Origin of the sequence: Paraburkholderia sabiae (assembly GCF_030412785.1) — a bacterium.
GTDB classification, from domain to species: Bacteria; Pseudomonadota; Gammaproteobacteria; order Burkholderiales; family Burkholderiaceae; genus Paraburkholderia; species Paraburkholderia sabiae.
On sequence record NZ_CP125297.1, the window covers coordinates 73,199 to 86,732 of the forward strand.

General features: G+C 58.1%; 11 protein-coding genes and 4 pseudogenes. 3 read left to right on the forward strand and 12 right to left on the reverse strand.

Translation table 11 applies throughout. The annotated features are described in order from the left end of the window. Positions 1 to 27 precede the first annotated feature (27 nt). Positions 28 to 2,085: a recombinase family protein gene (locus QEN71_RS40090; protein ID WP_290468294.1), complete on the reverse strand. Its 2,058-nt coding sequence runs from the start codon at positions 2,083 to 2,085 to the stop codon at positions 28 to 30. Continuing rightward, positions 2,066 to 2,233: a hypothetical protein gene (locus QEN71_RS40095; protein ID WP_201662478.1), complete on the reverse strand. Its 168-nt coding sequence runs from the start codon at positions 2,231 to 2,233 to the stop codon at positions 2,066 to 2,068. Before QEN71_RS40095 ends, QEN71_RS40090 begins: the two co-directional genes overlap by 20 nt. A 300-nt stretch (positions 2,234 to 2,533) precedes the next feature. Here QEN71_RS40095 and QEN71_RS40100 point away from each other — a divergent pair. Continuing rightward, positions 2,534 to 2,719 (forward strand): annotated as a pseudogene (locus tag QEN71_RS40100) (ATP-binding protein); the annotation flags it as partial. An 85-nt stretch (positions 2,720 to 2,804) separates the two neighbouring features. Here the strand turns inward: QEN71_RS40100 and QEN71_RS40105 are convergent. Beyond that, positions 2,805 to 3,479 carry a tyrosine-type recombinase/integrase gene (locus QEN71_RS40105; RefSeq protein ID WP_322791196.1) on the reverse strand — a complete coding sequence of 225 codons (675 nt, stop codon included), beginning with the start codon at positions 3,477 to 3,479 and terminating at the stop codon, positions 2,805 to 2,807. On the opposite strand from QEN71_RS40105, the gene QEN71_RS40110 reads away from it, so the two are divergent. After that, on the forward strand, positions 3,395 to 3,691 hold the full coding sequence (locus tag QEN71_RS40110; RefSeq protein ID WP_290468295.1) for a hypothetical protein: 297 nt from the start codon (positions 3,395 to 3,397) through the stop codon (positions 3,689 to 3,691). The two genes, QEN71_RS40105 and QEN71_RS40110, sit on opposite strands and share 85 nt — an antisense overlap. Here QEN71_RS40110 and QEN71_RS44710 read toward each other — a convergent pair. The 4 genes and pseudogenes from QEN71_RS44710 to QEN71_RS40130 all read right to left on the reverse strand — a co-directional run. Then, the gene (locus tag QEN71_RS44710) at positions 3,666 to 3,830 is read right to left on the reverse strand and encodes a site-specific integrase (protein ID WP_322791194.1); all 165 of its coding nucleotides are present in this window, start codon (positions 3,828 to 3,830) and stop codon (positions 3,666 to 3,668) included. The two genes, QEN71_RS40110 and QEN71_RS44710, sit on opposite strands and share 26 nt — an antisense overlap. Continuing rightward, positions 3,827 to 4,804 carry a tyrosine-type recombinase/integrase gene (locus QEN71_RS40120; RefSeq protein WP_290468296.1) on the reverse strand — a complete coding sequence of 326 codons (978 nt, stop codon included), beginning with the start codon at positions 4,802 to 4,804 and terminating at the stop codon, positions 3,827 to 3,829. Before QEN71_RS40120 ends, QEN71_RS44710 begins: the two co-directional genes overlap by 4 nt. Positions 4,805 to 4,935: 131 nt before the next feature. After that, the gene (locus QEN71_RS40125; protein WP_201661830.1) at positions 4,936 to 6,024 is read right to left on the reverse strand and encodes a tyrosine-type recombinase/integrase; all 1,089 of its coding nucleotides are present in this window, start codon (positions 6,022 to 6,024) and stop codon (positions 4,936 to 4,938) included. A gap of 504 nt (positions 6,025 to 6,528) precedes the next feature. After that, positions 6,529 to 6,637: pseudogene (locus tag QEN71_RS40130) on the reverse strand (integrase); the annotation flags it as partial. 182 nt (positions 6,638 to 6,819) lie between these two features. Between QEN71_RS40130 and QEN71_RS40135 the strand changes: the two are divergent. Beyond that, positions 6,820 to 7,143, forward strand: a pseudogene (locus QEN71_RS40135) (ATP-binding protein); the annotation flags it as partial. Positions 7,144 to 7,453: 310 nt separating this feature from the next. On the opposite strand, the gene QEN71_RS40140 reads toward QEN71_RS40135, so the two are convergent. The 5 genes and pseudogenes from QEN71_RS40140 to QEN71_RS40160 form a co-directional block, all read right to left on the reverse strand. Further along, positions 7,454 to 8,473 (reverse strand): IS110 family RNA-guided transposase, encoded by a 1,020-nt coding sequence (locus QEN71_RS40140; protein WP_201661832.1) that lies wholly within the window; start codon positions 8,471 to 8,473, stop codon positions 7,454 to 7,456. A 161-nt stretch (positions 8,474 to 8,634) separates the two neighbouring features. Continuing rightward, positions 8,635 to 8,741, reverse strand: a pseudogene (locus tag QEN71_RS44885) (HTH-type transcriptional regulator ArgP); the annotation flags it as partial. Between the two features lie 812 nt (positions 8,742 to 9,553). After that, positions 9,554 to 10,477: an HTH-type transcriptional regulator ArgP gene (locus tag QEN71_RS40145; RefSeq protein ID WP_201661859.1), complete on the reverse strand. Its 924-nt coding sequence runs from the start codon at positions 10,475 to 10,477 to the stop codon at positions 9,554 to 9,556. Positions 10,478 to 11,266: 789 nt separating this feature from the next. Further along, positions 11,267 to 11,962, reverse strand: a complete 696-nt coding sequence (locus QEN71_RS40155) for an aspartate/glutamate racemase family protein (protein ID WP_233472168.1) — start codon at positions 11,960 to 11,962, stop codon at positions 11,267 to 11,269. Positions 11,963 to 12,157: 195 nt separating this feature from the next. Next, the gene (locus tag QEN71_RS40160; RefSeq protein WP_201661834.1) at positions 12,158 to 13,525 is read right to left on the reverse strand and encodes an MmgE/PrpD family protein; all 1,368 of its coding nucleotides are present in this window, start codon (positions 13,523 to 13,525) and stop codon (positions 12,158 to 12,160) included. Between the last annotated feature and the right edge of the window lie 9 nt (positions 13,526 to 13,534).

Consider the following 13,534-nt stretch of genomic DNA (forward strand, 5'->3'; position numbering starts at 1 on the left):
ACGAGACATAATGCTCACCTCCCTATGTCATTGAAGATCAATGGATAACTGATTTGAGTTATCTGATTGCGGATGGTCCGCAGCCCGTCGCACCAGATAATTGTCGACGTCCACCTGCTGGGTGATCCATGGCGCGCCCAGACAAGCCTGTGACGCCGGCAACCTCCCGACTCGAATCAGGCGGATGACGGTTGGCGCACTGATACCCAGCAGGGTCGCTACTTCTGTAACCGTCAGTTCGCGGCGCTCCTGCCGTTCGCCCTCGCGATATGCAGGGATGCGACGGTCTTTCCGCAGCGTGCAGATTCGCGCAGCGGTCCAGGTGTGGCCCTTCGCCGTCCGTTTGCCCAGTCGATTGATGACCGCCGCTACGCCTTGATCTGCCAACGTTCTCGCCAACGCGCGAACAATGTCTATCGTTGCGACATCGGTGGCCCAGCGATGCTCACCTGTGTGGCTCTTCTCGAACACGATCTCGGTGTGATCGCCTCCTTGCCAATGCACGAGTGCACGAATCGTGTCGTCCTGCTTTGTGGCAACGATCTCCTTGACGACCGTCCTAAGAATGCGTTTCTTGATCTCGACCGAACTGGCCGGGTGATGCCATAGCCGGGGCAGGTCTTCACCGAGTCGCAGAAGTTCATCACGCGCGCCTACACTCAGCGCCCTCGATGACTGTTCGCGCAGGAGGTCCAGCTCGGTCTGTATTTGCGCCTGCGTCTTCAGCGTTTCATTCCACCGTCGCTCAAGTTCCGCCGCAACCAGCCGGTTCTCAGGATCAATCGCATCGTATTGCCGACGTGCTCGCGCAGCTTCATATCGCGCCTGTTCAAGCGCCAGCTCCTTGTGCCGCACGCGTTCGTCCTGCTCTGTTCGCGCACGCTCGATGGCCTCGAGTGATGCACGAATACCTAACGGTTGAAGCTGGCGCAAAACTTCTTCAGTAACGCGTTGATCAACACGAACCGCACCAAACGAAATGCAGCGAGGGCCACCATGATTGATCATGCTGCCCTGACAGTTGTACCGCGCGACGGTGCCTTTGGTGCCGGAATACGCAACGTGCAGCTTGCGCCCGCAGTGACCGCAACGAAGCAGTCCCGCCAGAAGCGAGCTCCCGCGCTTGACAGCGCCGCGGACCATGTTGCCCTTCATGTTCGCGTTATTGGTAATCAATTTGCGATTCGCCTCATACTCGTCCCAGCTAATGTAGCCCGCGTGGTGCTCGATGATCAAGGCCTGCCATTTCTCGCGCTGGAGGGGGTTGCCCGCAAACACTCGCTTGCGTCCGTTCACAATGCGAGCAATAGTCCGGGTCTTGCCAAACGCGTATGCGCCGCCATACGTCGGATTCGTCAGGATGTGCAGAAGGGTGTTATAGACGGGAAGCTTCCATACAATGTGGCGCCCGTCCGGGCCGTAGTTCACCGCGGGTAGCTCAATGCATTCCTGTCGAATCCATAGAAGCACCTGCCTGACGCTACCAAACTCGCGAAACTTCCGGAACGCCAGATCGAGCGCTTCCCGAACGCGGGCGTCAGGATCCTTCTCGATACGGTTTCCTTGTGCACGCACATAACCGATTGGCACCGAAGTGAACAGTTCACCGCGTTTGGCTTTCTGATCAAGAGCCGCCTGTGAGCGTTGGCGAAACGTCGAAAGCTCCATCTCGGAAAGCGTGCCCTTCATGCCTAACAGGAGGCGATCGTTAGGCTGTCTCGGATCGTAAATTCCATCTTCGTCAATCAGCAGGCATCCTACAAGACGGCAGAATTCCAGAAGCGTGTGCCAGTCACGACCATTGCGCACGAGACGCGACGCTTCGATGCAGAATACGGCACCCACTTCGCCGCTGCAGAGCGCCACCAACAGGCGCTCGAACCCAGGACGATGATTGCCAGAGCCGGAGCGACCCAGGTCGTCATCGATAACCGTCGCATCTGGCCAGCCAAGTCCGCGTGCGCGATCGGCAAGCCCGTATTGGCGCAACTGGCTCTCGCGATTGTGGTGGACCTGATCCAGCGTTGACTGACGGACGTACACGTATGCACGACGGGAAAGGTGTTCAGCGCCGATCTTGCTCATCACGCGCCTCCGCTTCGATGACGTCGATCAACGCGAACATCAGCAGCGCCAGTTGCGTCACCAGCTCGGCTTGAATCTCCTCTGATACTAACGCCTCCGGCACGGTTTCCTCGAACAGATCCTTCTGCCTCGTCATCTGGTTGCGCATCTTTGCCTCCCTCAGGTGTTACCGCCGCAAAGCACGATAACGCCGTGTCGACCAGGCGCAGAAGTTCAATCAGCACCGCATGAGGCAATTCCGGCTGGACGACGACAGACATGCGGGCAGCATCCTCGCCTGTCATCCACGGCGGAAGATGCGTCAGGGTGCCATCGGGCTGCCTGATAGTCAGATACGACTCGCCCCGGTAATTGTTCATCCCGATGACGGTTATCCGTTCACCGCAGCGAGGGTGAAACGGATAGCGGATGATCACATCATCGCAATGACGATGGGCAGTGTGTAGCGGGTTCGTCTGGCGCCGGCAAGAGTCATCTGGGATCGGCCATCGGCCATGCGTTGATTGACGCCGGTTACCGGGTTCTGTTCACGCGCACGAGCGAACTCGTCCAGAAGTTGCAGGCTGCGCGTCAAAGCCTGCAATTGCCGTCCGCACTTGCGAAGCTCGATCGCTTCGATCTCATCATCCTTGATCTATGTGCAGTGCTCCGTTATGTGGAGTTCGGCCGGACGAGGCATAGTGACGGCCGGTCGCGATGACGCGGACTCCACATAAGTATCAGAGCCGCTTCAACCAGTCGATAATCGGCAAGCGTCCGAATGTTCCCCGGTCGGACGATACTTTGGTCAATATGTCCGTAAACACTTGAAGGAGTGCCTGGCGCTTCATGTCGATGTCTGATTTCGCATAGCGCATCGTTGTATCGAGACTCGCGTGGCCAAGCCACTGGCTAATCGTTGGGAAGTCTACACCTGACTTTAGCAAGGAGAGCGCTGTCGTATGCCTCAGAGAATGAGGGTGGATGCGTTTCTCCCGGAGGGTAGGTACGTTCGCTTCGGCGGTTGCAAGATGCCTGCGAAGCAGGTAGTACACCCCGAAACGAGTGAGCTTGTCGCCGCGATTATTGACAAACAATGCTGTGGTTGCATCAAGCGCGTACGGCCGTTCTTCGACGAGGCGCTGCAACAACCTGGCAGTCTGTGGCCAGATCGGACAGACGCGGACTTTGTTTCCCTTGCCTTGGAGCCTTACCTGGCACGGCCGTTGTAACCGTAGGTCGCATAAACGAAGGTCAGGTACCTCCTGCACCCTCGCGCCGGTATTGAACATCAGTGAGAACAACGCGTAGTCACGCCGACCGGGAACTGTTGTCCGATCGACCGCATTCAGCAGCGCCTCGACCTCGTCCTGCTCAAGATATTCGATCGGCGCTGACCGTCGCCGCGTTTGAATGGAATGCCAAGGATTGCCTGCGCCGCCGCCAGATGTTCAGGACCTTCAGTTGCCAGGAACCGCGCGAACGTATGAATCGCGGCAAGCCGGGCATTACGCGTGGCAATGCCGTTGTGGCGGTCTTGCTCAAGAGATGTCAGGAACTGTCCGACCGATTCAGCGTTGATCGCCGCAAGATCCAGACGTTCAATCCCGCGGTGTCGCTTCGCTAAGAAATCGCAGCAGAAGCACCAGCGTGTCGCGATAGCTATGGATCGTGTGCCGGCTCATCCCTCGCAACGTAGGCAGATAATCTTGGAAGAATCGGACGAGACTCCGTCCGAGCTCATCGGAGTAAGGATGCCGTTTCATAATTGCTCTCCCTGAACAAGATAGCCAAACCGTTTCGCGAACCGCTTGCTCGCAAGCTCCTGGAGTTCCGGAATCCAGCGCAAATAGTAGGCCGTCGATACGATTGATACGTGACCCATGTAGAGTGCGAGCTTTGGGAGGTTGGACTGGACGTCCGCGCCCTGTCGATACCATCGCATCAGGGCCTCAATTGCAAAGGAATGCCTAAAGTCGTGAATACGAGGAACCCGTCCATCGGCATCCCGGAGGCCTGCGTCTTGCAGTAATCCCGCGATACCTTCATGCAATCCTGTTCCAGTGTAGCCTCGCAGACCATGGTGCATATTGCACAGTAACGGTGGCAACGGCGTAGTGTCGAGCGGGGGAGCGAGGCGGCGCATGAGGTAGCGGCGCAGCTCCAGCCGGGCACCCCCCGAAAGCGGAACCCACCTCGATTTGTGAAACTTGGATTCGCGTACGTGCAGGACTCCAGCGTGCGCGTCTACATCGGCCAACGTTAATCGTAGCAATTCCCTTCGCCTCAGCCCGGCGGTGTACAACAGGACAACCGCCAAGCGGAGGACATACGGTCTTAGTGGCGATGTCGCCGTGGCCTGACGCGTGCCGGCAAGCTCGAGTACCCGCCCAACCTGCGCTGGAGTCAGGATAATCGGTGTAGCATGTGGTTGTCGGCGGGCAAAGCGGATGATGTCCGGCACGAAACACCGGGGCTCGGTACGTTGCCGGTAGAGGCAGAAATTGCGCACGGCAACCTGACGGGCGCGGCGCACGTTCGAGATGAGGGAGTCGAAGGTCTTGCACCACGATTCGAACAGCGTGTTGTTCAGGTCCGATTCACCAGTTCGGACGAGGAAGTCCCTCATCGAAATCAGGGTACGCTCCTGGTTGCTGTATTGACGCCCTAGCGTCCGGCGGTGCGCAAGATATCGACTGATGACGGGATCAAGTGCGGTTGTGTCGAGTTGGTGTTTCATGATGCCCCCTTCATTGAGACGCGACCACATCTAGGTACCGGTAGCGCAACCTGGCGCAGCGCCTCCACATGCAGGCGAAGATAGACACACGTGCTCTCGAGGGAATGGTGACCGAGCAGATCGCCGATCATCTATACTCCGACACCTCGCTCGAGCAAGCGCATGGCGAAGCTATGTCTTAGGCAGCAGGGACTAGTTTGAAGAACGGGCAGGCCACTGAGTCGTGCACGCTTGGTATAGATGTGTTCGATCGTTGCCGCCTTGATCGGACCGGCCGGGCAGCGCATTCTCAGGAATAACCGGCGCGTGCTCGTCAGGGATGGTCGGCGGCGTAGATAGCGCTCGAGTACATGTCGCGTTCGGCCGTTAAGCGGCATAACTAATACCGACCGGGTCTTGCGCGGGTCCACATGCAGGATATCGTTCTCCCAGTCTATCGAGTCGAGCGTCAAGCTGGTGACTTCTGAAGGGCGCAGCCCATAGTAGGCCATCAGGTACAGAATCGCGTGGTCACGGCAACCCTCAACGCTAGAACGGTCGATCGAATGCAGAAGCTTGCTTACCGTGCTCCAATCCAACGCCCGCGGTGGCAGTTCTCCGCGATATGTACGCGGCGTGTCGATAACATCGAGCCGATTCCTTGTGTAGCATTGATTGGCGCAGAACCGCAGAAAGGCACGCAAGTGCGCAATCGTATGCTGAAGTGTCTGGCGGCAAAGACGCTTGCTGGTCTGCTCAACAAAGCGCTCAACATCGTTCGGTGTGACGCTGGCAAGGCGGCGCTTCGAACAGGCGCTCGACAGGAAGCCAGTAACCGTCCTCAGGTGTTGTTCGACTGTTGCAGGAGCAAGTCCGCGCAGATCAATGAGGTGGGATCGGTATTGCGAAATAAGCGGGTCAAACCGGCTCGGTTTAGCTGCCGGAATGAAGAGACCTCGATCACATAAAAACCGCACTGTCGCTCGCTGCGTGGCACGGTATGACGTCTCGTGCGACCACGGTGCGAACCAGTGTGACAGCGCAGTCGAAGTAATCGTCAGGCAGGTGCCGGCCGCTACATGGTTATAGGCAAGAACCTCACGGAACCGGTGTACATGGCGCTGTGCGCAAATGCGGGTATAACCGCGCTCGACGATCCAAGCCGCAAAATTGCTGACCAACGGCCCTTGCGGGCTTGCAGCATAGTGCGGCCAATCGCGGGAAAAGAGAAATTCGAGCATGTGAATCTCCCATTCAAGTGAACGGAAGAATCACAATAGCTCGTTCCAGTTATGTGTAGTTCTCCGGCCTCAAAGTCCCGCTCGTCAAGGGTCACGGAACTTGAGTCCACATAACGAGGTGCTGCACATAGGGCAGAGATTTTTTTGGTTGGCGGTCGCGGCAACCAGCGCATCACCATGTCGTCGGACCTGATCCGCGACCGGTAATCAAAAAAATGTTTGTGCTGAACCGCTCCACAGGCGGTGGCCGCTATGGGCATTGAATGACCGCCGCGGTAATTTGTGATGTCTTGCAGGGGCGATCAGACCGGGACTTCTGGCGAGAGTGGGAAGCATCACCTGTAAAGAAAGCGGGAATGTGCGCGTGAACCGGCAAATCACCCGCCATTCTGGAGTACGCTGGTGCGCCAGTGGGTCGAAGGCACGAGTGCAGCCGCGTTGGCCTCGTCAGGAAAGGCGAACGTGTACGGAAACAGGTGCGGTGGCAACTAGCGCGCATGGGGCGGAAGTGTCGGGCGAAACTGGATACCTGAATCAGATAGGACTTCTGGGTATTATCTGCAAGGTTGCGGATCTGCATGTCATGCAGCATGCGTTGGCGCAGTGGCGTCATGGCGAGCCTCCTGGAAGCAGTGGGTGGAATGCCCAACCGGGCGTTCACATACTGCTCCTGGTGATACCGGTCACCGCCTCGCTGGGGTTCAGCGCCAGACGACCCACTTCATGAAACGTCAGTCATAGACCTGTGCCCACCTCCCACTACCGCGTCAGCGGTTTAGTACAAGTCCAGTAACGTTTTGCACAACGTTACTTGATGATCTGTCGTACGCGCGCAAGGACCAGGCCGAAACCAGCGTGCTGTTCGAACTGATCGCCGAGCGGTATGAGCGCAAAAGCCTTCTGATCACAGCCAACCAGCCATTCTCGGGCTGGAACGATGTCTTCCCCGACCCCGGCATGACCATCGCCGCAATCGACCGGCTCGTGCATCACTCGACGATCTTCGAGCTCAACGTTGAGAGCTATCGCCGCCGTAAGGCCAGCGACAAACAGAACGTGCGCCGACGACAATTACCCAGCGACAACTACGACGAAGGAGCGACAACTATGGCCTCTTAACCAGCGACAACTACACCCGTCGACCGGCCAAGGTAGTTTATATGAACGCCCCCGATGCGCCAGGTTTTCTTGCGCTTTGCATCGACAGGATAGGTTGCAGCTTTATATGCGGCCTCATTGCAGCCTCATACGCTGCGGGCCTCGATGAAATCCGCTGACTCGCTCCTCATTTGTCGCACGAGCTACGCGCTCAAATTATCTTTCAGGCTTAGCGAGTTCAGGTCCGACCTGTCTTGTCATCACGCTCGATTGCCAACGCAACCTTTCGACGTCATCCTGCAAGCTTCAATCTTCCATATGGTTCAACTGATCAAGCCGGTTGTGCACTGACGTGCCCCTGGTTGTATGGCGTGCCATGTGCGAGAACCGCCCAGATTGTTCGGGCCATCTTGTTGGCAAGTGCTACAGTCACCACGTTGGATGGTCGCCGTTTCTGCAACTGCTCAGCCCACGACCCGGCGTGCTTGCCGTGGAAGAGCACGCTGCGTGCTCCGTGGATCAGTAACGTCCGCACATACGTGTCGCCGCGCCGGCTGATACCCAATAGCTGGATCTTCCCGCCAGTGCCGATCTGCTTTGGTACGAGACCGAGCCACGCGGCAAACTCCCGTCCGGACCTGAACGCCTTGGCGTCACCCATCGTGGCGACAGTGGCCGTCGCCGTCAGCAGGCCAACGCCGGGGATCGCGGCAATCGCCTTGCATGCCTTGTCCTCTTTCATCCATGTGTGCAAACTTCGCTCAATGTCAGCGATCTGTTTGTCGAGTCGATCAAGGTCATTCCAAAGTTCGCGTAACGAGTCGATCAGCATCGCCGGTAGACGCTCGGCCAGCCTCGCCAGCACCCCGGGAATCGCTTTATCCAGCGCGGCGCGACTCTTGGCCATCACCTCACCGTACTCTGTCAGCAAGCCTCGCAGACTGTTCATCTGCATCGTGCGGAACTTGATCTTCTGCTGCCGCAACCGATGCAGCGCCAATACAGCCTGCTGGGCTTCGGTCTTCACAGCGACGGGCTTGCTCGGCATCTGCGTGGCCATCCAGATCGCACGAGCATCTGCAGGATCGTTCTTGTTGCCGATATTGAAAGCCTTGACGAACTTCGCCGGCATCAGCTTGACCTGATGGCCCATCTCCATCAATCGCCGTGCCCAATGCTGGGCACCGCCGCAGGCCTCCATTCCGATGACGCAAGGCTCGCGATTCGCAAAATGCTCGAGGAATGCGGCGCGCTTCAGTTGCTTGTTCACAATCTCGCCTGTGCCGGCATCCACCCAGTGAAGCTGGAAGACGTTCTTCGCGATGTCCACCCCGACCGTCGTATACTTCATTTCGGACCCTCCGGTTAGCCTGTGAAGACCTCAATGATCTTCCATTTGGGCACTTTGATGCCGTCGGCCCGTGAGGGTCCGCCTCTTCGGCGTCACCCACCTGGTAGGTGGGGGCGTTCATTCCATTTGTCGCTGACCGGCCGTGCTGCTTGACGCCGTCTAGTCAGGCCACCAGCGAAATATTCGCGCGCGTGGCGACACACTGACAGCGCATCTGCCCGAACGGCGCGGCCACAAAACAGTCGACCACCGGTTCCGGTTGCGTGGACGCGCGAGTGCCTCGAGCATCGTCCACTTTCCCCCTGCTCTTCGAGCGCGTCTGACACGGGAACATCAACGCCACGCAGCCGTCCGGCATTGGCGCGGGTCAATGGTCGTCCTGTCCGGGCGCTCGGTGGTCAAGACCGGCGCGTAATCCGTTGCAGAACTCACCGTGACAGAAAACCGTAATTGGTATCCAGCGGATGGGGATAGCCACGGGCTGATTTCCTTCACAGGCCTGCCGGTACCTTTTCAGACCTGGACGCCTGCACCACTAGCTTCCGTACACGAGACTTTACCTGCATGGCCGCTCTGGACCGGGTGGATAAATGCACCATCTGCCGTCCCGGTGCCGAAAAAAGAACATCGCCTTCGATCCGCTCCCATTGTCTGCGACGACGCAAACATAACGTCCCGCCCCGGATCGCCCGTAATGGCTGACCCGAAATCCTCTCTCCGGGTCGGGTGCCAACCAGTCGTCGACCATGCTTCTCAACGACATGCCTGAAATCGCCATAAAACGTCCTCCTCCTTTGTGAAGGTTCGCGCCCGAGAATATCTCGACGCGCGACAGCGGCTTCGGCTCGACGGGGCCGAACTTCCAGTCGACCATCGGCCATGGCAGCAGATCGAGTGCGCAACTCGTCGACGCGGCAGCGGCTTCCCGGCACCGCGCACTGGCTTGTCATCGCACCTTTCGCGAAGCCGTAATGTCGTCCCTTTGTGATGCACCCTTTCGGACCAGAACCCCAGGATGCCTGCCGGCTGAGCATTCGCGTCCGACCGGCGAACACATCACCGTAGCGCCACAAGTCCCCTTCAACGGGTTTCCTCATCCCTCTGGACCCGCTGAACCAGGCTTCGCCGCGCCGCCGCCATGACCAGTGCGCTAATCGTCGCGAGCGGCTCGGGCTCATGCTCCCAGTGATGCCAGTACAGATCGATCAGCAGATCATGTCCGGGCGCGAGCGCAACCAGTCTGCCGCTGCCGATCAGCGGCTCCGCCTGCAACGCGGGCACCAGCCCATAGCCGAGATTGTCCAGGATCGCATTGAGCAACGCCACCGGCGAAGGAAAATAGTGCCGCGGGTACCGGCCGACCGTCACGCCGAAATGCGACGCGAAAAATGCATCGTGCAGGGCATCCTTCCGGTCAAACAGGATGGCGGTGGCCTCGAGCGCGCCCGGCAAGGTCAGGCCACCCGCAAAATGTTCGCGCGCGAATCCCGGTGTGGCGACACACTGATAGCGCATCTGTCCAACCGGCGCGGCCACGAAACGATCGACCACCGGTTCCGGCAGCGTGGACAGAAAGCCCTTGACGTCGCCGCGCGCGAGTGCCTCGAGCGTATGGTCCTGATCGTCCACGACGATCTGGAGCGCCACATGGTGTTGCGCCAGCTCGCGCGTCACCGGCTCGAACCAGGTGGCAAGTGAATCAGCATTGACGGCAAGCGCAAGCGCTGTTGTCGTCGCTCTCCCCGGCGTAACACGCCGAAGCAGGTCATCCTCGTGCAGCCGGACAGTCATGAAATGACGAGAGACTTCTTCGCCCGCTTTCGTCGGCGGCACGGCCGGTTCGCGCAACAGGAGCATCGCCCCGATCGACTGTTCGAGCCGCTTGACCCGGCGTGTCACTGCTGCAGAGGATATATTCAGCGCCGCCGCCGCTTGAGCGAAGCTGCGATATTCGACCACCGCAGCAAATGTCTCCAACTCGATCATATTCAAGCGGCCGTCCATCAGCCTACCTGGCCGACGCTTGCCGCAAAGAGACAAAATTCCGGTGCTCTCGATGCGTGCATAGCCGGTCGCTCCGGATCGGGTGGAAAGATGCACCATTTCCCGTCTGAGTGACGAAAGAAGAACATCCCTCTAGGCCCGGTTCGGTTGTCCGCGACTACGCGAACATAACGTCTCGTAGCGGATCGTCCAAAATGGCTGACTCGGATCCCTCTTTCGGGATCAGGGGCCAGCCAATCTTCAACCATACTTCGCAACCTCGCTCCTACAGTCGCCACAAATTCCTCGATAGTATTAGAACTTTCCGGCTCAACCATCTCGAAGGCCTAGTGGCCCGCTCGTAGCGACACTGAGCGGGCAGCCTTCAGGATCCGATTCAATCTCGCGGAGACTTCGCACTTCAGAGGACTTCACACTTCAGCGGCAGATCCGTACAGACGCCTTTTGTAAGCTTCGTCGGCCATACCGATCCTTCATTGAGCTATCACGTTCAAGTGCGTCAATCACCCGCGACCCTCTATACAATTCGATGATGGCGGCGAGTCTTCGACCGTCACGAAATTCGCTTCTCCAAAACTGGTTCCCACGCAATCAGCATTCCTGAATTTATGTCAGTCTTCCCAACGTACACACATTTATGCCAATGCGCACGGTCCTCGCGCACGCGCACGTCGCACCAAGCAGCTCCTGCTACCTGCGTGTAGCTACCGCCCTCAACGCAATCTCGGTCGGTGCTTCTCAGGTACGTCTCCTTATCACTGTCGATCACGCAATGTCTCGCGCGCTCGACTATTGAAGCACCGCTTTGGCGAAACTCAAAAGGTCGAGTATTGGAATGCGTGTTAGCCCACGGATGGTGTCCCGGAAGTCGGGCATCAAAGTACATTCGAGCACCAACACGCCGACATCGTTGAAGACTCCATTCTTGCCGAAGGCCTCCCCCAAACGCTCGCTCAATTGTTGCGCAATCAACTCCTTGCTCCATCCGCATGGCACTTGTCTACCGCATGGGTCCAAGACCCATTTCTGAAAGTCGGGCAAATCGCGGATGCTCACGAAACGAAGCCGTTCGAAGCCGCGATGATCTTTCAGCAAAGGCATGAGCGGCACAGCGTCCCAAGTGATGATTCCGACCGGAAGCTTGGTCATGCGCAGGGCGAGGTCGAGAAACTCGAGCGCGCTCGTCAGCACGGGGGTCGACGTCTGCTCGTAAAGATGTTCGCGAGAGGCCCACATATATCCGCAGCCGCCGATGATCAGGTCGGTTTGGCCATCGAGCCGCTGAGCCGCGTCCAGGATGCCGCGTGATGCCTCCGGAGTCGGTACCTTATTCGCGACTGCGTCGGCGCCCTTGGCAACCGTCTTACACAATGGCACGGTCCAGCAGGCGGGATCATCTACCGCGAACGGCATCACCGTACGCTCGTCGATCACCTCTGGTGACTGCTCCGTTGAGCCATCGCTATCCAGCTTGATGACACCCAACGACGGGCGCCTCTCAAGGGTCTTTGCCGCGGCCGCGACCGTTTGCGCTCGCCCAGTTTCTGACATTGTCATACATTCAACTCGCTGATTCAAAGATCTAAGTTACCCCGAAAAGGAGCGGACCGGTGCGGCGGCGACCCACGGGTAGATTCGAGGGTGCCGCCTATCCGTCTACGGCATCTATGATGCTAACCTCTATGCACCGATCGCTGCTGGTCTTGCAATTGCCTCGAGCAAGGGTGCGATTTCACCATTCAGTAGCCGATTGAACGCACGAAGCAAGTCTTCTTGCTGCCGCTCGTCCAGAACCTTGCTTGATGCGTTTCGAAACTTGCGCTCCAGTTCCTGCATCGACATCGGTGCGTAAGGGCCGCATGGCGGCCGCGTCGTCGGTGATGAATACGTTCCGTTCGCAGTGAAGACATCGATGCGGTTGAGCGTCATTCGCGGATAAATCGCGCTGTATTCTGGATCGGGAACGATTTCGACCTTCTCTGCGAAAGAGACAAGCTCCGGGCGACCGAGCAAAGACTCATCGATTGGCATCAACGAATCAGCACCCAAAATCGCCATAATAGCCATGCAGTAAGGAATACTATATTGGATATCTGTCAGATTCTCGGGCTGCGTCGCATTAGACAGCCTCATCGCATAGTCATAGATATAGACCTTTACCGAAGTAATATCGCTCGGCTTGATGGCATGCTCCGCCATCACCGTTTCAAGCGCCTTGAGCGCCGCATGGAAATGGCGGCAGTTTGCATAGGGCTTGAAATAGTTTCCAACAATCTTCATCTCACCCGCCCCCAACTCGTGAAGGATGACGGACGAGTCATAAAACGGCGAATGATCGAGGGTATCGCGGAAACCAGCATGTCCCAGCTTGGCGAGGATCATCGAACTGTAGCCCGCGACGGCGCTCCAGGGAATGCCTTCCTTCACATCTGCCCCGAGCTCCTTGGTATATGACGTTGCAACCAGATTGGGACTGTAGACACCGGCCAATGCGATGCTGTTTGCGATTTGTTCTTCCGAAGCCCTGAGTAGCCACCCCGTCGCGACAGCTACACAAAATCCGGTCCACACTCCGGACTGGCCATTCCATCCCTTTTGGCCGTGGTCGCCGCGCGCCGCTTTAATTCTGATCCCGACCTCGTAGCCGATCGCGATCGCGCTCAGCACCTCGTCCGCAGACGCTCCGATTTCCGCGGCAAGATTAAGCACCGCGGGAATGACGGCCGCGGCCGGATGTCCGCGTGCCTCACTATGACCATCGTCCATATCGAGCACCGCGGCGGCGCAGCTATTAGCAAAAATGGCGCCTGCCGCCGTCGTTTGCCTCCCGTCAAACCAAAGCGGGACCTCCCCCTTCCCGAATAAGGTCATACTGGCCTCGCGGGCCGCTACGACGCTGGATACATGGAGCCCGGCCGCAGCTGCCGCAAGCGTATCGAGCACACACATGGCGGCATGTCGCTTGGTCTTGTCGGAAATGTCAGTGGACTTTAGATCACACACATAGCGCGCAAGCACACTGACTGTTGAAGTCGAAGGACTAGCCATCGCATTGAT